Here is a 22,857-nt window from a genome sequence, read left to right on the forward strand (position 1 = left end):
CGCCCGCGTACGCGCACCCGACCCCAGCACTCCGACGCCGTGGACGGCTTCGTCATCGCCGTCGACCGTGGGCGCTACACCTGCGTGCTGTCCGGAGCCGAGCGCGGCGTGGTCGGGGCCGAGCTGCCCACGGTCACCGCGATGCGGGCCCGCGAGCTGGGCCGCAAGTCGGTGGTGGTCGGTGACCGGGTCAGCCTGGTCGGGGACACGTCCGGCGCGGAAGGCGCCCTGGCCCGCATCGTCCGGATCGCCGAGCGACGCTCGGTGCTGCGCCGCACCGCCGACGACGACGAGACCACCGCCGAGGGCCGACTGGAACGGGTGGTGGTGGCCAACGCCGACCAGTTGGTGATCGTCAGCGCGCTGGCCGACCCACCGCCGCGCACCGGGTTCATCGACCGCTGCCTGGTGGCCGCGTACGACGCGGACGTCGAGCCGCTGCTCTGCCTCACCAAGGCCGACCTGGCCGGGCCGGAGGAGGTGCTGGGCTACTACACCGAGCTGGAGCTGCCGTACGTGCTCAACCGCCCCGACTCCGACCTGTCCGCGCTGCGCACGCTGCTGAGCGGCAAGGTGTCGGTGCTGGTCGGGCACTCCGGGGTGGGCAAGTCGACGCTGGTCAACCGCCTCGTCCCGGACGCGCTGCGCGCGGTCGGCGTGGTCAGCGCGATCGGCCGTGGGCGGCACACCTCCACCAGCGCGGTGGCGCTGCGGCTGCCACCGGTGCCCGGCGTCGACACCGACCCCGGCTGGATCATCGACACCCCCGGCATCCGCAGCTTCGGTCTGGCCCACGTCTCGGCCGACAGCCTGCTGCACGGCTTCCCGGATCTGGTCGAGGGCACCGTCGACTGCCCGCCCAACTGTCAGCACACGACCGACGAGGCCGCCTGTGGGCTGGACGCCTGGGTGGCCGCCGGCAAGGCCGACCCGCGCCGGTTGGCGTCGTACCGCCGGTTGCTCGCCTCCCGCGCCGGCGAGGGTGACTCGCGCGGCGAGAGCGACCAGCGCGGGCCCGGCGAGGGTGACCGGCGCGGCCCCGACGAGTGAGTCGGCGGGCGTCGGCTAGGTTGCCGGGATGACCGGGTACGCCGACGACCTCGCCCTCGCCCACCTGCTCGCCGACCGGGCCGACGCCATCTCCACAGCCCGGTTCCGCGCGCTCGACCTGCGGGTCGAGGCGAAGCCCGACCTGACCCCGGTCTCCGACGCGGACACCGCAGTGGAGCGGGAGATCCGTGGCCTGCTGGCCGAGCACCGGCCGGCGGACGGGCTGCTCGGTGAGGAGTACGGCGCCGGGCCGTCCACCGACCCGGACGGCCGCCGGTGGATCATCGACCCGATCGACGGCACCAAGAACTTCGTCCGGGGCGTGCCGGTCTGGGCCACCCTGATCGCGCTCTACGACGGCGACCGGCCAGCGGTCGGCGTGGTGTCCGCCCCGGCGCTGGGGCGGCGCTGGTGGGCCAGCGCGGGCGCGGGCGCGTACGCCGGTCACGGCCCGGCCGCCGGCGAGCGGATCGGGGTTTCCGCGGTCCGGGACATCGCGGACGCCAGCTTCTGCTACTCGTCACTCGACGGCTGGGAGCGCGCCGGTCGGCTCGACGCGATGCTGGACCTGATGCGGGCCACCTGGCGCAGTCGGGCGTACGGCGACTTCTACGGCTACATGCTGCTGGCCGAGGGCGCACTGGACGTGATGGTCGAGCCGGAACTGTCCCTGTGGGACGTGGCGGCGCTGGTCCCGATCATCACCGAGGCGAGTGGCACGGTCACGGATCTGTCCGGTCGACCGGCCCCGGCCGGCGCGCCGGGCACCGACAGCAGTGTGGTGGCCACCAACGGTGTGCTGCACCGCGACATCCTCACCAGGCTCGATCGCCCAGCCGAGCGCTGACCCCCGGCAACCTCTATCCTCGCCAGGTGGTCTCCTCCGGCTGGTGTTTTCTCGCGACGATGATCGTCGCGTACGGCTTCGCCAACCTTCTCCAGTCGGTGGCGGCGGCCCGCACCACGGTTCACCACACCTTCGATCCGGGCCTGCTGCTGCGCCTCGCCGGGCACCGGACGTACCTGATCGGTCTGGGCTGCCAGATCGGCGGTTTCGTGTTCGCCTTCCTGGCCCGACGGGACCTTCCGCTGTTCCTCGTGCAGGCCAGCGTCGCGGCCGGGCTCGGGGTGACAGCCATCCTCGGTGTGCTGGTGCTGAAGTGGCGACTACCGGCTGCGGAGGTGGTGCTGCTGGCGCTGCTCTTCGCCGGGATCACCGCCCTGGTGCTGTCCGCCCGCCCGGCGCCGTCGAAGCAGCTCGGCACCGCCGGCTCGATCGCCCTGCTGGTGGCACTCGGTGTCATCGCGGTGCTCGGGGTCTTCGCCGTCCGGCTGCACGGGGCGCAAGGTTCGGTGGCCCTCGGCTCGCTGGCCGGGTTGGCGTTCAGCTCGGCCGCGGTCGCGGCCCGGCCACTGGCATCCGCGTCGTCCGCCGAGGCGTTCCTCGCCCACCCGCTGTTCTACCTGCTGATCGCCCACTCGATCGTCGGTCAGCTGCTGCTCGGCCTGGCCATGCAGCGCGGCTCGACGACCGCTGCGGTCGCCGCGATGGACGCCGCCGGTGCGGTGCCGGCCGCGATCGTCGGCCTGCTGTTGCTCAACGACAAGATCTGGCCGGGCCGGGAGTGGCTGGCGGCAGTCGGTTTCCTGGTCACCCTGGCCGCCGTGATCGGGCTGACCCGGTACGCCCAGCCGCAGCAGCAGCGCCCGCCGACGCGCAGTCGTGACCGGGCAATGGTCGCGGCGACCCGTCCCGGCTGACCGACCGGGTCGCCCGACCTGCCGCTCAGGCCTCGACCGGCTTGCGGCGGCTCACCACCCGCTCGTAGAGGCGCTCCAGCGCCCCGGCGGTCCGCTCCCAGGTGTAGCTGCTGCGGACCCGGTCCACCGCGGCGTGCCCGTACGCGAACCGACCGGCGTTGTCGGCGAGCAGCCGACGAATCGAGACCGCGAGTGCCCGCACGTCGCCGGGGGGCACGAGCTTGCCGGTGACCTCGTCGACGACGGCGTCGGCCAGGCCACCCATCGCGTAGCCGATCACCGGCACGCCGCAGGCCATCGCCTCCAGCGAGACCCGCCCGGCCGAGGAGTAGTGCGGGGTGCAGGCGACCACGTCCGCCGACCGGTACCAGGTGGCCATCTGGTCGTGCGGCACCGCGCCGACGAGCCGTACCTGGTCGACGACGCCGGCCTGCTCGGCCAGCTCGCGCAGCCGCCGCGCCTCGGCGTGGTTGGCCAGTTGGTCGGCCGGTGGCCCACCGGCGATCACCAGCTCGGCGTCGCCGACCAGCCGCATCGCCCGGATCAGGTCCTCCTGGCCGTGCCCCGCGGACAGCGAGCCGACCGAGAGGATGCGGGACCGCTGCTCGCGTGGTGCCGCCTCGCCGTCGGGGTGGAACTGCTCGATGTCCACCCCCGGGGGCACCAGGGCCACCGAGCTGCGTTGCAGACCCATCCGGGTCAGCTCGTCTACCTCGTCGTTCGACTGCGCCACAGCGATGTCCACAGCGCGGGTCAGCGCGCGTTCCAGCGTGATCCGCTCCCCCGGCCCGTCGTAGCGGCCGCCCAGGTGGCGCAACTGCTCGATGCCGAGTGAGTGGAACGTCTGCACCACCGGGATGTCGGTCTCGCGAACGGCGTGCGCGGCGGCCAGGCCCCCGACCCAGTAGTGCCCGTGCACCACCTCGGGCCGCCAGGCGCCGGCCCACTCGTCGGTCAACCAGCGGCCGAACTCCGTCACGTACCGGATCAGCTCGGCGGTGGGCAGTGGGGTGGGCGGGCCAGCGGGCACCTGGTGCACCTGGTAGCCGTCGACGTTGACCGTCGCCGGCAGGCCGGGATCGTCCCGGCGCTCGTAGAGCCGTACGTCGTGGCCTCGTTCGGCCAACTCGGCGGCAACCCGCGCAATGTGCTGTCGGGTGCCGACCGGTGGGCCGTCGGCGTGGCGGTACGAACTGGCGTGCGCGCAGACGAGGCCGACGCGCATGGGTCACCTCCCTGCGATCTTTCCTCGGCAGTGGTCCTCCCGGTCAGAGCGTCCCATTAACCCCGCGACCCGGAGTCGAAACCTGGCAGATCAGGAAGAGTCCCCCCGAGTGCCACCGACACTTGCGGCACAGCAATCACAAGCGGCACAGGCAGCCAAGTTCGACGATGATCGACAAGCTCTGAGTGGTATGACCTGGCCCGGGCGGGGGTACCGCTCAAGAATGCCGCTGACCCGCACCCTCGACGATTCGACCGTGGTGATCACCGGCGCTTCCAGCGGGATCGGTACGGCGACCGCGTATGCCCTGGCCCGCCGGGGTGCCGCCGTCGTGCTGGCCGCCCGCAGCGAGCCGGCCCTACGACAGGTCGCGCAGCGCTGCCGCGAGTTGGGCGGCCAGGCGCTGGTCGTACCGACCGATGTGACCGATCTGGAGTCGGTGCAACGACTGGCCGAGCGGGCGGCGGCCGAGTTCGGCCGGATCGACGCCTGGGTGAACAACGCCGCGGTGAGCGCGGTGGGCCTGTTCGACGAGATCCCGGTCGCCGAGTTCCGGCGGGTGCTGGAGGTCAACCTGCTCGGAGCGGTGCACGGCATCAAGGCGGCCCTGCCCCACCTGGGGGCGGCCGGTGGCGGTGTCCTGGTCAACAACGCCTCGGTGCTGGCCGAGGTGGCCATGCCGTACCAGTCGGCGTACAACGCCAGCAAGCACGGCATCCGAGGGCTCGCCGACACGGTCCGGCAGGAGCTGCGGGTCACCGGCCGTGGTCAGATCTCGGTCTGCACCGTGCTGCCGGCCACCATCGACACCCCGTTCTTCCGGCACACGGCCAACCACACCGGCCGGGAACTGGTGCCACCGCCGCCGATCTACCCGCCGGAGGTGGTCGCCGAGACCATCGTCCGGCTGCTGCGCCGGCCTCGCCGGGAGGCGTACGCCGGTGGCGCGGCCCGGCTGATCGGCCTGCAGTGGCGGCTAGCGCCCGCGTTGGTGGAACGCACCCTCGGCTGGTACCTCCAGCGGACCCAGTTCGGTCCGGGCGCTCGGGTGGACAGCAGCGGCAACGTGTTCCACGCCGACGCCCAGGCCCGCCGGGACGGCGGCTGGAACGGCCGACGGCGTCAGTTGGTGCGGATGACCGCCGCGTTCGGTCTCGCCGCCGCCGGCACCGCCGTCGGCACCATGGCCGCGATCAACCGCCGATCCCGGTCGGTCCGCTGATGACCGGCATCGACCGCCCGAATGCGCGAACGGTGACCGGCGCGCACAATGAGGCGATCATGTCGAACTGTCTCGTGGAGATCGACGAGTCGTCGGCGGTGGTCCGGCTGACCGGTGTGCTCGACGCCGCCGGAGCCGAGGCGGTACGCGGCGCGCTGCTCGCCAGACTCGCGGACCGGCCGGGCCCGGTGGTGGCCGACGTGACCGGGCTGTGCATCGCCGATGAGGTCGGGCGAGGCGTCTTCGCCGAGGTTCGCCGGGAGGTGGCCGACTGGCCCGCCGCGGACCTGCTGCTGTGTGATCCGACGGTCGACGGACCCGCCCACCCGGACCCCGCGCTCGCTGGCGTGCCCGCCTTTCCGACGCTCGACGGCGCGCTGGCCGCGGTCGCGGCGACGCCGCTGGCGGCGGTGCTCACCGCCGACCTGGCCCCGACGGTGGGAGCCGCCCGGCAGGCCCGCGAGCTGGTCACCACCGGCTGCCAACGCTGGGGCATGCCGATGCTGGTCGACCCGGCCTGCATCGCGCTCACCGAGATGGTGAACAACGTGGTGGCGCACGCCCGGACCCCGATGACCGTACGGCTCGCTCCGCAGGACAGCACCCTGCACCTTGCGGTCCGCGACCACTCCTCGCGTCTGCCGACGTTCGCCGGGCTGTCCCCGCCGAACCGGGCCGGCGGCCGCGGCCTGCTGCTGATCGACACGGTGGCTCGCCGCTGGGGCAGCAGCGCGATACCGGACGGCAAGGTCGTCTGGTGCATCCTGCACCCGGACGACGAGGTCGCCCACCTCGGCTGACGGGGCGTTTCGCCGCCGGTGCCGGTTTCGCCACCGCACAGCCTGCGGTGCTCCGGTTATGGCGGGAGGGCAGCGGGTAGTGATCAGACATGCGCGACAACGAGTACCCGACCCCCGTGTCCGACACCGAGGCGCAAGGCCTGCCCGACACCGCCGATGACGACTCGACCGCCAACGACGACGTCCTCACCGGGCGCGAGGCGGACGGCCCGGACCCGGCCCAACTGCCCGGCGACCGTACGCCGGTGGCGGTGGACCGGTTCGGGACGACCGCCGAGGAGCAGCTCGACGGTGAGTCGTTGGACTACAAGCTCGACCGGGAGGTCTACGAGCGCCCGGCCGACGACCCGCTGGCCGGGACGATCGACCCGAAGATCGCCTTCGAGGCGGACAATCTGGAAGCCGCGGCGGAGGCCCAGCTGGACGCCGACGTGATGGACCCGGGGCCCACCTCGGACCCGAACTCACCGGTCTCCCTCTACGACCACGGTCAGCTCGGCACGGTGGCCGACGCCACCGTCGGCCGGCTGGTGGAGCCGGACGAGGGGGCGCACACCGACCAGGAGACCGACTCGGTGGCGTACGACGCGGGTTCGGCTGGCGGCGGGGCGACCGCCGAGGAGTTGGCCATCCACGAGACGGAGCCGCCGCGCTCGGTCTGAGGAGGGTCAGTCGTCCAGGCCACGTTCGATGGCGTACCGGGTCAGCTCGACCCGGTTGTGCAGTTGCAGCTTGCCCAGGGTGTTCTGCACGTGGTTCTGCACCGTGCGGTGCGACAGCCCGAGCCGCTGCGCGATCTGCTTGTACGACAGCCCTCTCGCCACCTGCCGCAGCACCTCCGTCTCCCGCTCGGTGAGCCGGGGCGCTGCGGACTGCGCACCGCCGGCAGGGTCGGCCGGCTGCCCCGGCCGGGCGGCCAGCCGGCGGTACTCGCCGAGGACGAGCCCGGCCAGGCCGGGGGTGAAGACCGCCTCGCCGGCCGCGGTGCGGCGGACCGCGTCGAGGAACTCGGCGGGCGCCGTGGACTTCACCAGGTAACCGGTGGCCCCTGCCTTGACCGCGTCCAGCACGCTCTGCTGTTCGCCGCTGGCGCTGAGCATCAGCACCCGCACGTCGGGCAGTGCCGCACGCAGACCCAGGATCACCTCGACGCCGGAGATGTCCGGTAGTTGCAGGTCGAGGACGACCACGTCGGGCCGGGCGGCGGCGGCCACCCGGACGGCCTGCCGGCCCTCGCCGCTGGTCGCCACCACCAGGAAGCCCGCCTCCGTGAGGTCGCGGGCCACCCCCTCCCGCCACATGGGGTGGTCGTCGACCACCATCACCCGGGTCGGGGTCACCGCTGTGCCCTCGGCACGGTCAGCTCGATCTCGGTGCCGGCGTCGGGGGCGGACACGATCCGAACCGTCCCGCCCACGTCGGCCACCCGACCCCGGATCGACTGGCTCACGCCGAGCCGACCCTGTGCGGCCGCCTCGGTCAACCGGCCTTCCGGGATGCCCGGCCCCTCGTCGCGGATCGACACGGTCACCGTCGCCCCCTCATCCTCGATCAACACCCAGGCCCGCCCGCTGGCGTGCCGCCCCACGTTGTCCAGGGCCGCGCCGGTCGCGGCGGCCAACTCCCCCGCCACCCGGCGAGGCAGCGGCACCGGGGTGGCCGGGGCGGAGAGCACCACCGCCGCCGAGGCGTACCGGCCGAGCAGGGTCCGCAGGTCCACAGCCGCCGCCTCGGTGCCGTCGGGGAGCACGGCAGCGCTCGCCAGGCTGGTGCCGGCGATCAGTGCCCGCAACGCGGCCTCCTGCTCGCCGGCCAACCGGGCCAGCTCGCCCGCCTCACCGGGCAGGTCGGCACCCCGCCGCTGCACCATCGCCAGCACCTGGAGCACCGAGTCGTGGATGCCCCGGGCCAGCCGCTCCCGCTCCCGGGTGGCGGCCTCCAACTCCACAGCGCGTTGCAGCCGTTCCTCGGCGCTCGCCGCGAGCCGGGCCACGTGCCCGACCACCACCCCGGCGAGCAGCATCAGGATGACCCCGGTGAACGAGGACTGGCCGATCCGCTCCCGGGTGGTCAGGTCCGCGCCGGCAACCAGCAGCGCGGCGACCGTGCCCCGCCGCCGACCACCGGAGACGGCCCAGGCCAGCACCGGGCCGGCCATCCAGGCGACCCCCATGGTGGGTACGCCGGTGGCGAGCGCCGCCCGACCGACCACCCACGGGGTGGCCAGCACGATGGCGAGCACCACCCCGAGGTCGGCCAGCAGCAGCGGCCAGCGCCGCCAGGCCGGCCGGGCGTACCCGACCGCGGTCGCCGCGGTCCAGGCCGCCATCACCAGGATCAGGGCGCCGACGGCGTACGGGTGGTCGTACCGGTCGGCGTCGCGCACCGCGAGCACGCAGACGTACGCCAGGGACGCCAGCCGGAACACCGCCAGCGCACGCCACAGCGGCACCTCGAATCCACCCGGCGGCGACGGCATGGCGGTCAGGATGCCATAACCCGTCCACCGCACGGCGAGCAGCGAGTGCGGTTCGGGAAACCCTGACGTACGGTGGAAAAGCCGCGAAATACTCCGAGATCCGCCGCCGGGACGGGCCCATGACGAACGCAGATCCGCACGCACCGCGTACGGTTGTGCCCATCGAACCTGCCCTCCTGATCGCCGAGGCCTTCGACCAGGCCCAGGTGACCGAGATTCGACACTCGGTCACCTCATGCGCGCATGCCTGCGGACTCACCGGCCAACGGCTGGACGACTTCGTGCTCGCGATCAACGAGTTGATCACCAATGCGGTCCGGCACGGCGGCGGGCGTGGATGGTTGCGCCTCTGGCACGAGTCCAGCCTGCTGGTCTGCGAGGTGGCCGACCACGGGCACGGGATCAGCCCGCAGCGGCTGGGCGACCGCAGTCGGCCGGCCCCGGACACCGCCGGTGGGTGGGGCCTCTGGCTGGCCCGCGAGCTGACCGACGCCATGGAGGTCGTCTCCAGCTCCGCCGGCACCACCGTCCGGATCACCGCGGGCCTCGTCAGCCACGACCGCACCACCCGCTGATCCTCCGCAGCCGCTCCCAGCAGCTGCAACCTGCGGCTTGCGGCTGCGGGAACGGCTTGCGGCTGCGGGGGACGGCTTGCGGCTGCGGCTCAGGCGAACAGCGCCGAAACGGACTCCCCGTTGTGGATCCGGCGCATCGCCTCGGACAGGGCGGGCGCCACCGACAGGACCTGCAACTTCGGCACCCGCTTGGCGTCCGCGATGGGCACCGTGTTGGTGCAGACGATCTCCAGGACGCCCTCCTGGTCGCTGAGCCGCTGGAGGGCGTCGCCGGAGAACAGCCCGTGCGTGCAGGCCAGCCGGATCGACCGGACCTTCAGGCCCCGCAGATGCTCCATCAACTCGACAACAGTGCTGCCCTTGGCGATCTCGTCGTCCAGCACGATGACGTCCCGGTCGGCTACCTCGCCGATCACCGCGCTGATCTTGACCCGGTCGTCACTGAACCGCTGCTTCGCGCCGGCCGCGACCGGTGTGCCGAGCAACCGGGCGAAGGCCGCCGCCTCCTTGGCGTTGCCGAGGTCGGGTGAGACCACCACGGTGTTGCTCAGGTCGTAGCGCTGGAAGTGGGTGGCCAGCTCCCGCAGCGCGTGCAGGTGATCCACCGGGACGCTGAAGAAGCCGTGCACCTGCGGCGAGTGCAGGGTCATCGCGAGCACCCGGTCCGCGCCGGCCGACACGAGCAGATCGGCGACGAGCCGGGCGCCGATCGAGATCCGCGGGGCGTCCTTCTTGTCGGAGCGGGCGTACGCGTAGTGCGGCAGCACCACCGTGATCCGGCCGGCCGAGGCGCCCCGCGCCGCGTCGATCATCAGCAGCAGCTCGACCAGATTCTCCTGCACGGGCGGCACCAGCGGCTGGATCAGGAAGACGTCCCGCTCCCGGCAGTTGGCCTGCAACTGCACTTCCAGACAGTCGTTCGCGAATCGGGAGACCCGCACCGGATGCAGCGGCACCCCGAGGTGGGCACAGATCTCGGCGGCCAGGTCGGGATGGGCAGTTCCACTGAAAACGGCGATGTCGCGCACGTTCGCACATCGTAGGCGACCCGGGCGGCGGCCTTCGGCGGCGGGCCGCAACCGGTCGTGACGCCTGTCGCACCGAACGCCGGTCCGGGTACGGTGCTGCGGTGACCCCCCAGTACGTCGCCGCCATCGACCAGGGCACCACCTCCTCGCGGTGCCTCGTCTTCGACTCCGCCGGGGACATCGTCGCCGTTGCCCAGCGCGAACACCGGCAGATCTTCCCTCAACCAGGCTGGGTGGAACACGACGCCGAGGAGATCTGGGACAACGTCCAGCAGGTGGTCTCCGAGGCGCTGCGGTCCGCCGGCACCGACCCGGCCGGCCTGGCCGCCGTGGGCATCACCAACCAGCGGGAGACCACCCTCGTCTGGGACCGGGCCACCGGCCGCCCGGTGGCCAATGCCATCGTCTGGCAGGACACCCGGACCGGGCCGCTGCTGCGCGAGCTGGCCTCGGCGTACGGCGAGGAGCGGTTCCGGGCCCGCACCGGCCTGCCGCTGGCCACATACTTCGCCGGCCCGAAGCTGCGCTGGCTGCTGGACGAGGTCGACGGCCTGCGCGAGCGCGCGGAGCGCGGCGAGGTGCTCTTCGGCACCATGGACAGCTGGCTGATCTGGAAGCTGACCGGGGAGCACGTCACCGACGTGACCAACGCCAGCCGGACCATGCTCATGGACCTCACCACCCTCGACTGGGCTCCGGACCTGCTGGACGCGATGGGCGTCCCGGCGGCGATGCTGCCGGAGATCCGCTGCTCCGCCGAGGTGTACGGCACCGCCACCGGCGTGCTCGCCGGGGTGCCGGTGGCCAGCGCTCTCGGAGACCAGCAGGCCGCCCTGTTCGGGCAGACCTGCTTTCAGCCGGGCGAGGCGAAGTGCACCTACGGCACCGGGAGCTTCCTGCTGCTCAACACCGGCGCCACCCCGGTCCCGTCGACGCACGGCCTGCTCACCACGGTCGCCTACCAGATCAAGGGGCAACCGCCGGCGTACGCCCTGGAGGGCGCGATCGCGGTCACCGGCTCGTTGGTGCAGTGGCTGCGCGACAACCTCGGGCTGATCTCCACGGCCGCGGAGGTGGAGGATTTGGCCCGCACCGTGGACGACAACGGCGGCTGCTACGTGGTGCCCGCGTTCTCCGGACTGTTCGCCCCGCACTGGCGCACCGACGCCCGTGGGGTGATCGCCGGTCTGACCGGTTACATCACCAAGGGGCACCTGGCGCGGGCCGCGCTGGAGGCGTCGGCCTGGCAGACCCGCGAGGTGGTCGACGCGATGGATGCCGACTCCGACGTGGCACTGCGCCGGCTCCGGGTGGACGGCGGGATGACCGCCAACGGGCTGCTCATGCAGTTCCTCGCCGATGTGCTCGACGTGCCGGTGGTCCGGTCCCGGATCACCGAGACCACCTGTCTGGGTGCCGCGTACGCGGCCGGCCTGGCGGTCGGCTTCTGGCCGGATCTGGCCACCCTGCGGGCGAAGTGGCGCTCCGATGCCCAGTGGGAGTCCACCATGGCCCCGGAGCTGCGCGACCGGGAGCTGCACAACTGGCGCAAGGCCGTGCAGCGCACCCTCGACTGGGTGGAGTGACCGCCGAGGCGGCTGTCACTCCCAGCGGTTGCCGGTGAGCTTCTCGTACACCTCGATGTAGCGGGCGCGGGTCGCCTCGACGACCTCGTCGGGCACGTCCGGCGCGGGGGCCTGCTTGTTCCAGCCGCTGCCGGTGGCCCAGTCCCGCACGTACTGCTTGTCGTAGGAGAACTGCACACGGCCCGGCTGGTACGACTCGGCGGGCCAGAACCGCGACGAGTCGGAGGTGAGCAGTTCGTCGGCGAGGACCAGGGTGCCGTCCGGTGCCCAACCCAGCTCGAGCTTGGTGTCGGCGATCAGGATGCCCCGGTCGGCGGCCAGCTCGGCGCCGCGCCGGTAGACCTCGATGGTGATCTGCCGCAGCCGCTCGGCGGTGGCCTCACCCACCTTGTCCACCACGTCGTCGTACGTGATCGGCTCGTCGTGCTCACCCATCGGCGCCTTGCTCGACGGTGTGAAGATCGGCTCGGGCAGGATCGACGCCTCGCCGAGCCCTCGGGGCAGGGTTATGCCGGACACCGCGCCGGTCTGCTCGTACTCCCGCAGGCCGCCGCCGGTGAGGTAACCCCGGGCCACGCACTCGACCGGGACCATGTCCAGCCGCTGGCAGCGGATCGCCCGCCCGGCGAACTCGGCGGGCACGTCGGTTGCCGAGATGACGTGGTTCGGCACCAGGTCGGCGAGCTGCTCGAACCACCAGAGCGAGAGCGCGGTGAGCAGGCGACCCTTGTCCGGGATCGGCGTCGGCAGCGCCACGTCGTAGATCGAGATGCGGTCCGAGGCGACCAGGATCAGGTCATCGCCGTCGGCGTAGACGTCCCGAACCTTGCCCGAGTGCAGAAGTTCCACGCGCCCTAGTACACCATGCGACATCGGAAGGCCTGATTCGACCACCCACGCCGGGGGTGACCGGACGGACGTTGACACCTTCGTGCGCTGCCTGCGTGAATGGTCCGACCGCCGCCCTCGCAGGTCCAGGAGACCCCCGTGCCCGTTGTTCGACCCCCGTTCGACCGCCTCGGCGCCGACCCGGGCCGGCGCCGACTGCTGACCGCGGTGCTCGGCGCACCTCTGCTCGCCTCCGGCGGGCTGGCCGGGTGCAGCGACGACGCCGCCACCTCGACCCAGGACGGGCCGGTCGAGCTGTCGGTCTTCTGGTGGGGCGGTCCAAGGCGGGCGGCACTCACCGAGAAGGTCCTGCGGCTCTACTCGGAGCGCAACCCCCAGGTCACCTTCCGGGTCACCTGGCAGGGCGCCGACGGCTACTACGAGCGCCTGGCCACCCAGGCGGCCGGCGGCAACGTACCGGACCTGGTCCAGATCGACGACGCCATGCTGACCGAGTACGCCCAACGCCAGATCATCCTCGACCTCACCGACCGGGTCGCCGACCACCGTCTGGATCTGCGGGGCCTGCCGGAGGGGCTGATCCGCTACGGCACGGTGGAGGGGCGCACGATGGCGGTGGCCGGCGGGCAGACCCACGCGGGTGTGGTCTTCAACCGGGAGTTGTTGCGGGAGCTGCAGGTGCCGGAACCGCGCGCCGGGATGAGCTGGGCCGACTACATCTCCTGGGCGGAAGAGGTCACCGAGGCCAGCGACGGCCAGGTGGCCGGCACCATGGACCCCTCCGGTGACTACCGGGCGCTCTGGCTCTGGTTGCGGTCACAGGGCGGCGAGCTCTACCGGGGTAAGCAGCTCGGTTTCGGCGTGGAACAGCTGATCGCCTGGTTCGAGCTGTGGCAGCGGGCCCGCAGGGCGCGGGCCACGCCGGGTGCGGCGCTGGTCGATCAGGCCGACAGCGGCGAGCCGTCCCGGCAACTGGTGGTGACCGGGTTGACCGCCGCGTCGTTCGCGTGGTCCCACCAACTGCCCGAGTTGCAGCGGCTCACCGGGGCCGAGCTGGGCATTGTCGGCTTGCCGGGGCCGACCGGTGCGCAGTGGGCGCGCGCCTCGATGTTCTGGGCCGCGTTCCGGGGCACCCGCCACCCGGACACCGTCACCGACGTGATCAATTTCCTGACCACGAATGGCGAGGCCGGCACCGTCCTCGGCCACGAACGCGGCCTGAACGCCAGTCTCGCCGTCCGCCGCTACGCCGAGGGCAGCATCACCGATCCGGCCCAGCAGCGGGCCGCCGCGTTCGGCGCGGCCATCGCCGACCAGCTCGGGCCGGCCCCGGCGCCACCCCCGAAGGGGCACGCGAAGGTGCGGACCCTGCTGGTCGCCACCGCGGAGAGCATCCGCGTCAAGCGGACCGGCACCCGGGCAGCCGCCTCACGTTTCATCGCGCAGGCCAACGCCGCCCTGGCGGCGTGACCACCGGAGGTCGGTCCACAGCCCGCAGCCGTGGACCGACCTGACCGGCTGCCGGGTCAGCGCGGCGGGCCGCCGCGACGGTTGCGCATCAGACGCAGCACGAGGAACACGACGATCGCGACCACCACCAGACAGCAGAGCAGCGGAAGGATCCCGAAGCCGCTGCGACCCCGACGCCGGGCGGCTTCCACCACCAGCTCGCCGGTGCCCGTGGACGCCCAGGCCGCGACGGGCACGAAGACCGCCAGAACGGCCCCACCGAGGACCGCGCTGAGTCGGCCCCACCACTTACCGAATGAAGACATGCGCCCATCCTCGCCGAAGGACGCAACACCGGCACGTCGGTCCACGCCGAATCACGGAACTGAGATCTTTCCGGAGCGCCCCGGAGTGCGACATGTTCCGGCAACAGTCGCCCAGGCATCAAACAAGTCCGGCCCCCACAATGTGGGGGCCGGACTCATGTCATTTCATTTGTAGCGGGGACAGGATTTGAACCTGCGACCTCTGGGTTATGAGCCCAGCGAGCTACCGAGCTGCTCCACCCCGCGTCGACTGGTTAAGACTAACCCATGCGTCCCGGCGATGATCAGCGGGGGTCACCAACCGCTGCGGCCGACACCGCGGAATGTCGAAAGCCCGCCTCCGGCGAACCGGAGACGGGCTTTCTGTCGTAGCGGGGACAGGATTTGAACCTGCGACCTCTGGGTTATGAGCCCAGCGAGCTACCGAGCTGCTCCACCCCGCGTCGGCTCGCTAACCGTAGCGCACCACCCCCGGCCCCCGCAAAACGACATCCGAATCCGCCGGATCGCGACCCTGCCACCGCGGTCAGCCGAGCCAGACCTTCACGGCGGCGACCGCCCGGGCGCTGTCCGCGTCGACCTGCGCCCGTTGGCTTGAGGTGTTCTCCCAGCCCTGCTCCCAGAGGGTCGTCACCACGTCGCCGACCCGGATCGCCCGGATCAGCCGTACGTCCTCCACGCCGGTCGGGTCGCCGTTGACGTCCAGTTCCGGGCGGCGCATCTCGAACAGCACCGACTCGTCGCCATAGCGGGTGTCGGTGAGCAGCCGCTGCCTGCTCAGCACCGGCGCGCTGTCACCTGGCCGTTCCTGCTGCGGGCAGTCGCGCACCGCCCGCCGCAACTCGTCCAGCAGGTCGTCGGCGCGCCCGGCCCGGTAAATGGTGATGGAGTGCGTGTACGTGCCGTCCGGGACGTGCCCCGCACCGGGATTCTGCGGCAGCTTGTAGACCACGTTCCGGGTCCGACGCTGCACGATCGCCCCCTCACTCGAGTAGCGGGCGCCGCACAGGTCCGGCAGCACCTCAAGGTCCCGGAATTCGGGCGCGATGCCGATCTGGTTGGCCGCCGCGAGCCGGAAGAACGCCCGATCCGGGATGCCGGTCGGCGTCCTGGGCTGCGCCGCACCTGTGACACCGGGAGACGTCGCCGTCGTACCCGGGGAGCGTCCGGGCGGGGTCGGCGAGACGGGCGGTGATGCCGAACCACCGGTCACGCTCGGCGACGGCGACGCGGATGGCGGCGCCAGCGGCGTGGGCGTGCCGGCGGGCGACGGTACGGTCGCCGCCTGCGGAGCGACCACCTGGGTCCCGACAGCCACGCCCACCACCACCAGGGCCACGGCAAGGGTGCTCCCGGCGACACGCAGCCTGGCCCGACGGTCCGCCTGGTGCCGCAGCACCTCGGGGACGCCCAGATCGCGAGCGTCGGCGGCGGCGGCGAGGGACCCGTACAGCTCAGACAGTTCACGCGACATCGGTGGCCTCCAGTTCCACGACGGCCAGATCGGGCAGCAACGCGGCGAGTCGGGCCCGGCCGCGGGAAAGCCACGACTTCACAGTGCCAATCGGCACGTCGACCTCTCGGGCGATCTCCTCGACGGGCATGTCGAACAGGTAGTGCAGCGCCAACACCCGCCGGTGGGTTGCCGGCACCTGACGCAGGGCCTGGACCAGCAGCACGCTGTCCTCGTTCGGCGGAGGGACCGGCGGTGGAGGCCCGGCCAGCCGCAGCGCGCCACGCAGGCCGCCCAGCCGCCGCCAGCGGTCGGTCGCCAGGCGGGACACCACCAGCCGCAGCCACGCCTCCGGCGCCGGATGCGCCGACAACCTCCCCCACTGCCGCCAGGCCCGGGCGTACGCCTCCTGCACCAGGTCCTGTGCCTCGTTGTGGTCGCCGGTGACCGCATAGCCGTACCGCACCATCCGCCGCGCCGTGCCGCGGTAGAAGTCATCGAAGCTCTGCGCGTCCCTCACGACTGCTCCCCCTCATCCCACCCCGTTGCAAATGAGGACGGCGAACCGGTGCCGCAGGTTGCGGCCCGACCGCACCTGTCGGTGAGGTGACAGACGGTGACACCACCGGACACGACGGAGCCCCCGCCGTCCGGACCGGTGGGTCCGACGACGAGGGCTCCGAGACGTGCTCCCGGCTGTGGTGGATCAGCCGCCGGGGCTCGGCGACGGGCCACCACTGGCAGTGCCGGCGGCCTGCTGCGCCTGCTGGAACGCGGTGAGCGCCTCGTCCAAGGCCTTCAGCGCACGCCCGTACCGCTCGAAGTCACCGGACGTCTGCGCCGACCGGACCTCGGTGATCGCGGTCTGCACCCGGTCCGCGGCGACGGCCAGGTCACCGGTCGGCGGCGGGATGCTGGCGCTCGGCGTCGGCGCCGGCGTGGCGGTCCCGCTGGGCGTCGGCGTCGGCGTCGGGGTCGTGGGGTTGCCCCCGGTGGTCGGAGGCGGCGACGTGCCCTGCCCGGCCTTCTTACCCTGCTCGACCAGTTGCTTGATGCCGTCGTTGATGTTGTCGGCCAGCGCCACGAAGGAGCCACCGTCACCGTAGGAGAGCAGCACCTTCTGCAACAGCGGGTACGCGTCCTGCTGGTTGCTCTTCACGTAGACCGGCTCGACGTAGAGCATGCCGTCGGCGAAGGGCAACGACAGCAGGTTGCCGTACTGCACCTGAGCCTGGTTGCTGGAGAGCAGGTTGAGCTGCTGACGGATGTTCGCGTTGTTGGTCATCTGCTGGTGCACCTGCACCGGGCCCGAGATCCGGGTCTGGTCCGGCAACTCCAGCACCTCCAGGCGGGGCTTCCCCTCGACGTACGACCCGGAGATCAGCGCGGCGAGGTTCTGCCGGCCGTTCGGGGTGACCGCCGAGGTGAGCTGGAACCGCGGGCTCTCCTGCCCAGGGAACTGCGTGAACAGGTAGTACGGAGGCTGCTTCTGGCCGCTGTCCGGGGCGTCCGGCACGTTGGGCACCTGCCAGAAGTCCTGAGCCGAGTAGAAGTCACCCGGGTTGGTCACGTGGAACTTGGTGAGCAGGTTGCGCTGCACCTTGAACATGTCCGCCGGGTAGCGCAGGTGCTCGGTCAGCTCGACCGGGATATCCGCCTTCGGCAGCACCAGGTCACCACCGAACGCCTTGTTCCACGCCTTGAGCACCGGGTCGGTGTCGTCGTACTCGTAGAGCTTCACGGTGCCGTCGTACGCGTCGACGGTGGCCTTCACCGAGTTGCGCATGTAGTTGACGTCCTCCCGGGCCAGCTGGAAGGTGCCCCGGTTGGTCAACTCGTCGGTGGTCTCGGTCTGGAGGTTGACCTTCTCGGCGTACGGGTAGGTGGCCGCCGTGGTGTAGCCGTCGACGATCCACTGCACCCGGCCGTCGACAACCGCCGGGTACGGGTCGCCGTCCAGCGTGAGGAACGGCGCGACCTTCTCCACCCGGTCGCGCGGGTTACGCACGTAGAGCAGCTTGGAGTCCTTGTTGACCGCCTCGGACAGCAGGAAGTTCGACTCCTGCTCCTTGATGGCGTACAGCAGCCGCCGGGCGAAGGAGCCGATCTCCACGCCGCCCTCACCGGTGTAGGTGTAGGACTCGCCGCCACCCTCACCGACCGGCCGGTCGAACTCGGCCTTCTTGTTCGGGTCGGACTGCCCGACGATCGCGTAGTCGTCGGCCGCCATCCGCTCGCCGTAGTAGATCCGCGGCTGCTTGGCCGTGATCTGCTCGGTCTGCGAGGAGCACGCCTCCTGGGTCTTCTCGCCCAGGAAGCCGGAGACGAAGAACGGCTGCCCGCCGCAGACCACCTGGTTCGCCGGGGCGGCCACCAGCCCGTACCCGTGGGTGTAGACGGTGTGCCGGTTGATCCAGGTGTTCTGCTGGTCGGTCAGCTCGCCGTAGTTGATCTCCCGGACGCCGACCACGTAGTCGGAGACGTTCCCGTTCACCCCGTACCGGTCGATGTCCAGCTTGGGGCCGAAGTCGTAGAAGCCACGCACCTGCTGGAGCTGGGTGTACGTCTCGCTGACCAACTGCGGGTCGAGCAGACGCACGTTCGACACCACCGAGGTGTCGGTGGCCAGGTTCGGCGGTGGGGTGAGGTTGTTCGCCGCGTACGGGGTCGTCTCGGTGGCCCCCAACCCGAACGCCGCTCGTGTCGCGTCGATGCTGCGCTGGATGTACGGCGCTTCCTTGTCCTTGGCGCTCGGCTTGACCTCGAAGGTCTGCACGGCCCAGGGGTAGATGCCGCCGATGGCCACCGCGGACACGCCGAGCAGCGCCAGCGAGATCCCCGGCCAGACCAGGTTCCGCATCCAGGCGTTGGAGAACACGATGATCGCGATCGCCACCACGATCGAGATGTAGGCCAGGATCTCCTTCGCCGGCAGCAGCGCGTTGACGTCGGCGTAGCCGGCGCCGTACAACTTGGCGCCCTCGTTGTACTCCAGCAGCATCGCCCGCCGGTCCAGCACATACGCGACGGCCTTCAACAGCACGAAGACCGCGACCAGGCTGCTCAGGTGCGCGCGGGCGGCGTTGCTCATCCGGTCACCGACGCCCTGCAGGCGGACCCCGCCGAAGAGGTAGTGCACCGCCAGCGCGCCGATCACCGCCAGCACCACAGCGGTGAAGGCGACGCCGAGCAGGTAACGCCAGAACGGCAGCTGGAAGACGTAGAAGCCGATGTCCACCCCGAACTCCGGGTCCTTGATCCCGAAGTCACCGCCGTTGCGGAAGAGCAGCCACTGGTTCCACCGGTTCTGCGCGGAGAGGCCGGCGAAGAGCCCGACCACCGCGGCGGTCAACGCGATCCAGGTGCCCAACCGCGGGCTGAGCACCATCCGGTAGCGCTCCAGCGTCGCCTGCTCCACCGAGTGCGGACGCAGCCGCGGACGCAACCGGTAGGCCAGCCACAGGTTGCCACCGACGATCACCGCCATGCCGAGACCGACGGCCAGGAAGAGCACCAGCCGGGTGAGCAGGACACCGGTGAAGACCTCGGTGTAGCGCACCTCGTCGAACCAGAGCCAGTCGGTCCACGCCTGGACACCCCACCCGAGCAGGGTGAAGAGCACGAACACCCCAACCAGGACAGCGATGGTGACGCGCCCGCGCCGGCTCATCCTCGGAAGGGGGCTGCTGCTACGCATTACCACTGTTGGCTCCGCACGCTCGATGTGATCGGCTCCGACCAGGCACCCAGAGTACGGGGTGTTCCTGAGCGTGTCGGGGCACGGTCACACCGGTCAGCAACGCGTCGGCTGACCACCCGCGCGCAACGCCTCCAGAGCGGTCATCGCCTCGTCCAACGAACCCACCCGCAGCAGGGGCAGACCCGGCTGCGGATTGCGGACCGCCTCGGCGCAGTTGTCCGCCGGCACGAGGAACACCTTGGCCCCGGCGCGCTTGGCGCCGACCAGCTTCTGGGCGATCCCGCCGATCGGGCCGACGGTGCCCTCGTCGTCGATGGTGCCGGTGCCGGCGATGATCTGACCGCCGGTGAGATCGGCCGGGGTCAGCTTGTCCACGATCCCCAGGGCGAACATCAGACCGGCGCTCGGCCCACCGATGTCCTCCAGGTCGATGCCGAGGGTGAACGGGTGCGGCTGCTGCTGGTCGATCTCGACGCCGATCCGCGGCCGACCGTCCTGCTCCTGGCTGGTCACCTTCACCGTGGCGGGCACGCCGTCCCGGGTGTAGCCGATAGTCAACGCCGTCCCGGCCGGCTTGGCCCGGACCAGTTCGGTGACCTTCGCGGCCACCGGCACCGGCTGACCGTCGACGGAGGTGATCACGTCGCCGGCCTTCAACTCGCCGGCGGCCGGCCCGTCACCGGACACCGTCTTGATCACCACCTGCACCGGAAAGCCCAGCTCCCGCAGCGCGGCGGTCTCCGCGCTGGTCTGGGACGCCTTGAAGTCCTCGGCGTTGCGCTGCTCGACCTGCTCCGTCGACTCCCCCGGCGGGTAGACCAACTCGCGTGGCACCACCGCCTCGTCGTCGGAGAACCAGCCCGCGATCGCCCCGCGCAACCGCACCGTGGGCTGCACACCCACCGTGGTCAACCGCAACTGACCGGCGGAGGTCGAGGTCTCCCGCCCGGTGACCTGGATGACCTCCTTGCCGTCGGCCGTACCCAGGGTGTTGACCGTCGGGCCGGGGCCCAGCACCACGTACGGGATCGGAACCCGGAGCACCCCGATGCTCAGCAGGGCGGTGAACAGGGCACCGAGCAGGACCGTCAGGCCACGACGTCTCATGCCGCAGAGCGTACCGACCGACCGGACGCCTCCTGCCGGATGCGCACGCGACTTCGCCCTCAGCGCAACGCCAGCGGCGGCGACCTGGGGCGCGGCCCGCGTACCGTAGACGTCGTGCCTGATATTCCGTTCGGTTTCGCGCTCCCGGGTGGTCAACCACCAGACCCCAACGATCCCGCGCAGATGCAGCAGTTCATGTCGCAGTTGCAGCACCTGCTCTCCGCGCCGGGCAGCGGGCCGGTCAACTGGGACCTGGCCCGGCAGGTAGCAGCCAGCCAGCTCGCGGCCGCCGGCGACCCGGCGGTGTCACCGTATGAGCGCAACGCCGTCGAGGAGGCGCTGCGCCTGGCCGACCTGTGGTTGGAGCCCGCCTCGGCGTGGCCGTCCGGCATCCAGTCCCCGGTCGCCTGGAACCGCAATGAGTGGATCTTCAAGACGCTGGACGTGTGGCGCAAGCTCTGCGACCCGGTGGCCAGCCGCATGGTCGGCGCGATGGGCGACCTGGTGCCACCGGAGGCCCGCGCCCAACTCGGCCCGATGCAGTCGATGGTGGCCTCCCTCGGCGGCGCGCTCTTCGGCGGTCAGCTGGGCCAGGCCCTCGGTTCGCTCGCCGCGGAGGTGCTCTCCGCCGGCGACATCGGGCTGCCGCTCGGCCCGGCCGGCACGGCCGCGCTGATCCCGGCCAACATTCGGGCGTACGGCGAGGGCCTGGAGCTTCCCGAGGACGAGGTCCGCCTCTACGTGGCGCTGCGTGAGGCCGCCCACCAGCGGCTGTTCCAGCACGTCCCGTGGCTGCGCGGTCACGTGCTCAGCGCAGTCGAGATGTACGCCTCGGGCATCCGGGTCAACCGGGAAGCGATCGAGGAGGCGATGGGCCGGGTCGACCCGACCGACCCGGAGTCGATGCAGGCGATCGCCCTGGAGGGCATCTTCACACCGGAGGACACTCCGGCGCAGAAGGCATCACTGGCCCGGCTGGAGACCGCACTCGCCCTGGTCGAGGGCTGGGTCTGCCACGTCGTGGACAGCGCCGCCAGCGACCGGCTGCCCAACGTCGTCCGGCTCGGTGAGGCGTTCCGCCGTCGCCGTGCCGCCGGTGGCCCCGCCGAGCAGACCTTCGCCGCACTCGTCGGCCTGGAGCTGCGCCCACGGCGCCTTCGCGAGGCCGCGGCACTCTGGGCGGCGCTCACCCAGCACCGTGGCATCGAGGGCCGCGACGCCGTGTGGGGCCACCCGGACCTGCTCCCGTCGGACGACGACTTCGCCGACCCGGTCGCCTTCGCGATGAACGACATGGACCTCAGCGAGCTGGACAGCTTCGACTTCACCGCTCCCGGTGGGGTGGAGGAGAAGTCCCCGGGCCAGCCCGACAAGACCGACGGCGAGGACGACACCAAGTCCTGAAACCTGGGTCGTGACGCCTGGGTCGTGATGCCTGGGGTCGTGATGCTTGAAGCCGGGTGCCCGCGCTGCTCGACGGCGGGCGCCCAGCGTGCAGGTGGCCCTGGATGGGCAGCAGGTGACGGCCCCCGGTCGGGAAGCGTGCCGGTCAGGCGGGGCGGCCCGAGCCGGAGAGCAGGGCGCGGGTCGCCTCCCAACCCTCGAAGGCCGGGTCCAGCGTGGCCAGGTCGGCCGGGCCGCGCAGTCGCCGCCAGCCGGCGGTGACCGCCACGTCCCCCGGTCGAGGGGCACCGGAACGAACGTCCGTCGGCGTTGCCGTGTCCAGGTTCAGCGGGGGTAGCCAACCCGGCACGGGCAGCCGCACAGCCACCCCGAGCAGGCCCGGACCGCCGCCGTCGACCGGAGCCACCGCGACGGGTCGGGTGGTGAGCGGTCGCAGCAGCTTGCCGACAGTCAGTGCGGGCAGGTCAGGCACGTCCCCGACCAGCACCGCCGCCTGGTCGTAGCCCTCCAGCGCGGCGAACACGGCGTTCGGCGTCGGCTCGGCGACCTCGTAGACCGCGGTGCCGGGCCAGACCAACGCGTCGGCGAGTGCTCGGTCGGCCGGGGTGACCGCGACGGCGATCTCCACCTCGTTAAGCGTGGCGAGCAGGTCGATGACGTCTTCCGCGAGCGCCGCTCGCCATTCGGTCCGGTCGACGCCCGGCGGCGACCAGGGAACCGGTCCGAGCAACGCCACTACCACCCGTCGTGCCACCCCCCGACCCTAGCGCCCACCCTGGCCGCCCCGACCACCCGCTCACTCGCACGGCCGTGCCGCGCCGAACAGCGACCCCGCACGCCCGA

The 22,857-nt window shown here is 71.7% G+C and carries 21 protein-coding genes and 2 tRNA genes; 10 read left to right on the top strand and 13 right to left on the bottom strand.

Annotated features, from left to right (window positions below):
* Positions 1-39: 39 nt before the first annotated feature.
* From rsgA to KBX46_RS26190, 3 genes are read left to right on the top strand one after another with little or no spacing between them, the layout of a single operon-like run.
* Positions 40-1,050, top strand: a complete 1,011-nt coding sequence (gene rsgA / locus KBX46_RS26180) for a ribosome small subunit-dependent GTPase A (protein ID WP_210794465.1) — start codon at positions 40-42, stop codon at positions 1,048-1,050.
* Positions 1,051-1,078: 28 nt separating this feature from the next.
* Positions 1,079-1,897, top strand: a complete 819-nt coding sequence (gene hisN, locus KBX46_RS26185) for a histidinol-phosphatase (RefSeq protein ID WP_210794466.1) — start codon at positions 1,079-1,081, stop codon at positions 1,895-1,897.
* A 59-nt stretch (positions 1,898-1,956) separates the two neighbouring features.
* On the top strand, positions 1,957-2,811 hold the full coding sequence (locus KBX46_RS26190) for a hypothetical protein (RefSeq protein WP_374225025.1): 855 nt from the start codon (positions 1,957-1,959) through the stop codon (positions 2,809-2,811).
* A gap of 25 nt (positions 2,812-2,836) precedes the next feature.
* Here the strand turns inward: KBX46_RS26190 and KBX46_RS26195 are convergent, their stop codons facing one another.
* Positions 2,837-4,036 carry a glycosyltransferase gene (locus KBX46_RS26195; RefSeq protein WP_210794470.1) on the bottom strand — a complete coding sequence of 400 codons (1,200 nt, stop codon included), beginning with the start codon at positions 4,034-4,036 and terminating at the stop codon, positions 2,837-2,839.
* Positions 4,037-4,259: 223 nt separating this feature from the next.
* Here KBX46_RS26195 and KBX46_RS26200 point away from each other — a divergent pair, with 223 nt between their 5' ends.
* The 3 genes from KBX46_RS26200 to KBX46_RS26210 all read left to right on the top strand — a co-directional run bounded on the left by KBX46_RS26200 (position 4,260) and on the right by KBX46_RS26210 (position 6,720).
* Positions 4,260-5,258 carry an SDR family oxidoreductase gene (locus KBX46_RS26200; protein ID WP_210794472.1) on the top strand — a complete coding sequence of 333 codons (999 nt, stop codon included), beginning with the start codon at positions 4,260-4,262 and terminating at the stop codon, positions 5,256-5,258.
* Positions 5,259-5,317: 59 nt separating this feature from the next.
* Positions 5,318-6,058: an ATP-binding protein gene (locus tag KBX46_RS26205; protein WP_247668194.1), complete on the top strand. Its 741-nt coding sequence runs from the start codon at positions 5,318-5,320 to the stop codon at positions 6,056-6,058.
* Between the two features lie 89 nt (positions 6,059-6,147).
* Entirely contained in the window at positions 6,148-6,720 is a 573-nt protein-coding gene (locus KBX46_RS26210; RefSeq protein WP_099848385.1) for a DUF5709 domain-containing protein, read from the top strand.
* Positions 6,721-6,726: 6 nt separating this feature from the next.
* Here KBX46_RS26210 and KBX46_RS26215 read toward each other — a convergent pair whose 3' ends face one another.
* Both KBX46_RS26215 and macS read right to left on the bottom strand, forming a co-directional pair.
* Positions 6,727-7,380 carry a response regulator transcription factor gene (locus tag KBX46_RS26215; RefSeq protein WP_141912955.1) on the bottom strand — a complete coding sequence of 218 codons (654 nt, stop codon included), beginning with the start codon at positions 7,378-7,380 and terminating at the stop codon, positions 6,727-6,729.
* A 14-nt stretch (positions 7,381-7,394) separates the two neighbouring features.
* Positions 7,395-8,537 carry a MacS family sensor histidine kinase gene (gene macS / locus KBX46_RS26220; RefSeq protein WP_210794476.1) on the bottom strand — a complete coding sequence of 381 codons (1,143 nt, stop codon included), beginning with the start codon at positions 8,535-8,537 and terminating at the stop codon, positions 7,395-7,397.
* A 119-nt stretch (positions 8,538-8,656) separates the two neighbouring features.
* Between macS and KBX46_RS26225 the strand changes: the two genes are divergently transcribed.
* Positions 8,657-9,112, top strand: coding sequence for an ATP-binding protein (locus KBX46_RS26225; RefSeq protein ID WP_210794478.1), 456 nt, complete (start codon positions 8,657-8,659; stop codon positions 9,110-9,112).
* Positions 9,113-9,201: 89 nt separating this feature from the next.
* Here the strand turns inward: KBX46_RS26225 and KBX46_RS26230 are convergent, their stop codons facing one another.
* On the bottom strand, positions 9,202-10,140 hold the full coding sequence (locus KBX46_RS26230; protein WP_210794480.1) for a ribose-phosphate pyrophosphokinase: 939 nt from the start codon (positions 10,138-10,140) through the stop codon (positions 9,202-9,204).
* A gap of 101 nt (positions 10,141-10,241) precedes the next feature.
* On the opposite strand from KBX46_RS26230, the gene glpK reads away from it, so the two are divergent.
* On the top strand, positions 10,242-11,726 hold the full coding sequence (gene glpK, locus KBX46_RS26235; protein ID WP_210794482.1) for a glycerol kinase GlpK: 1,485 nt from the start codon (positions 10,242-10,244) through the stop codon (positions 11,724-11,726).
* A 15-nt stretch (positions 11,727-11,741) separates the two neighbouring features.
* Here the strand turns inward: glpK and KBX46_RS26240 are convergent, their stop codons facing one another.
* Positions 11,742-12,575: a phosphoribosylaminoimidazolesuccinocarboxamide synthase gene (locus KBX46_RS26240; RefSeq protein ID WP_210794484.1), complete on the bottom strand. Its 834-nt coding sequence runs from the start codon at positions 12,573-12,575 to the stop codon at positions 11,742-11,744.
* Positions 12,576-12,713: 138 nt separating this feature from the next.
* Here KBX46_RS26240 and KBX46_RS26245 point away from each other — a divergent pair, with 138 nt between their 5' ends.
* Entirely contained in the window at positions 12,714-14,045 is a 1,332-nt protein-coding gene (locus KBX46_RS26245; protein ID WP_308159697.1) for an extracellular solute-binding protein, read from the top strand.
* Positions 14,046-14,101: 56 nt separating this feature from the next.
* Here KBX46_RS26245 and KBX46_RS26250 read toward each other — a convergent pair whose 3' ends face one another.
* The 7 genes from KBX46_RS26250 to KBX46_RS26280 all read right to left on the bottom strand — a co-directional run bounded on the left by KBX46_RS26250 (position 14,102) and on the right by KBX46_RS26280 (position 20,610).
* Positions 14,102-14,350 carry a hypothetical protein gene (locus KBX46_RS26250; RefSeq protein ID WP_088950039.1) on the bottom strand — a complete coding sequence of 83 codons (249 nt, stop codon included), beginning with the start codon at positions 14,348-14,350 and terminating at the stop codon, positions 14,102-14,104.
* A 172-nt stretch (positions 14,351-14,522) separates the two neighbouring features.
* Positions 14,523-14,596: transfer RNA gene (locus tag KBX46_RS26255), tRNA-Met, on the bottom strand.
* A 123-nt stretch (positions 14,597-14,719) separates the two neighbouring features.
* A tRNA-Met gene (locus KBX46_RS26260) sits at positions 14,720-14,793 on the bottom strand.
* 83 nt (positions 14,794-14,876) lie between these two features.
* Positions 14,877-15,824 carry a hypothetical protein gene (locus tag KBX46_RS26265; protein ID WP_210794488.1) on the bottom strand — a complete coding sequence of 316 codons (948 nt, stop codon included), beginning with the start codon at positions 15,822-15,824 and terminating at the stop codon, positions 14,877-14,879.
* Positions 15,814-16,323 carry a SigE family RNA polymerase sigma factor gene (locus KBX46_RS26270; RefSeq protein ID WP_210794490.1) on the bottom strand — a complete coding sequence of 170 codons (510 nt, stop codon included), beginning with the start codon at positions 16,321-16,323 and terminating at the stop codon, positions 15,814-15,816. Before KBX46_RS26270 ends, KBX46_RS26265 begins: the two co-directional genes overlap by 11 nt.
* A gap of 186 nt (positions 16,324-16,509) precedes the next feature.
* Complete coding sequence (locus KBX46_RS26275) at positions 16,510-19,500, bottom strand: UPF0182 family protein (protein ID WP_210794491.1); 2,991 nt, start codon at positions 19,498-19,500, stop codon at positions 16,510-16,512.
* A gap of 96 nt (positions 19,501-19,596) precedes the next feature.
* The gene (locus KBX46_RS26280; RefSeq protein ID WP_172862105.1) at positions 19,597-20,610 is read right to left on the bottom strand and encodes a PDZ domain-containing protein; all 1,014 of its coding nucleotides are present in this window, start codon (positions 20,608-20,610) and stop codon (positions 19,597-19,599) included.
* Positions 20,611-20,724: 114 nt separating this feature from the next.
* On the opposite strand from KBX46_RS26280, the gene KBX46_RS26285 reads away from it, so the two are divergent.
* Positions 20,725-22,014, top strand: coding sequence for a zinc-dependent metalloprotease (locus KBX46_RS26285; protein WP_172862106.1), 1,290 nt, complete (start codon positions 20,725-20,727; stop codon positions 22,012-22,014).
* Between the two features lie 145 nt (positions 22,015-22,159).
* On the opposite strand, the gene KBX46_RS26290 is transcribed toward KBX46_RS26285, so the two are convergent.
* On the bottom strand, positions 22,160-22,768 hold the full coding sequence (locus KBX46_RS26290; protein WP_210794493.1) for a hypothetical protein: 609 nt from the start codon (positions 22,766-22,768) through the stop codon (positions 22,160-22,162).
* Positions 22,769-22,857 lie beyond the last annotated feature (89 nt).

The sequence above is a fragment of the Micromonospora sp. C81 genome (assembly GCF_018070425.1).
Taxonomy (GTDB): domain Bacteria; phylum Actinomycetota; class Actinomycetes; order Mycobacteriales; family Micromonosporaceae; genus Micromonospora; species Micromonospora zamorensis.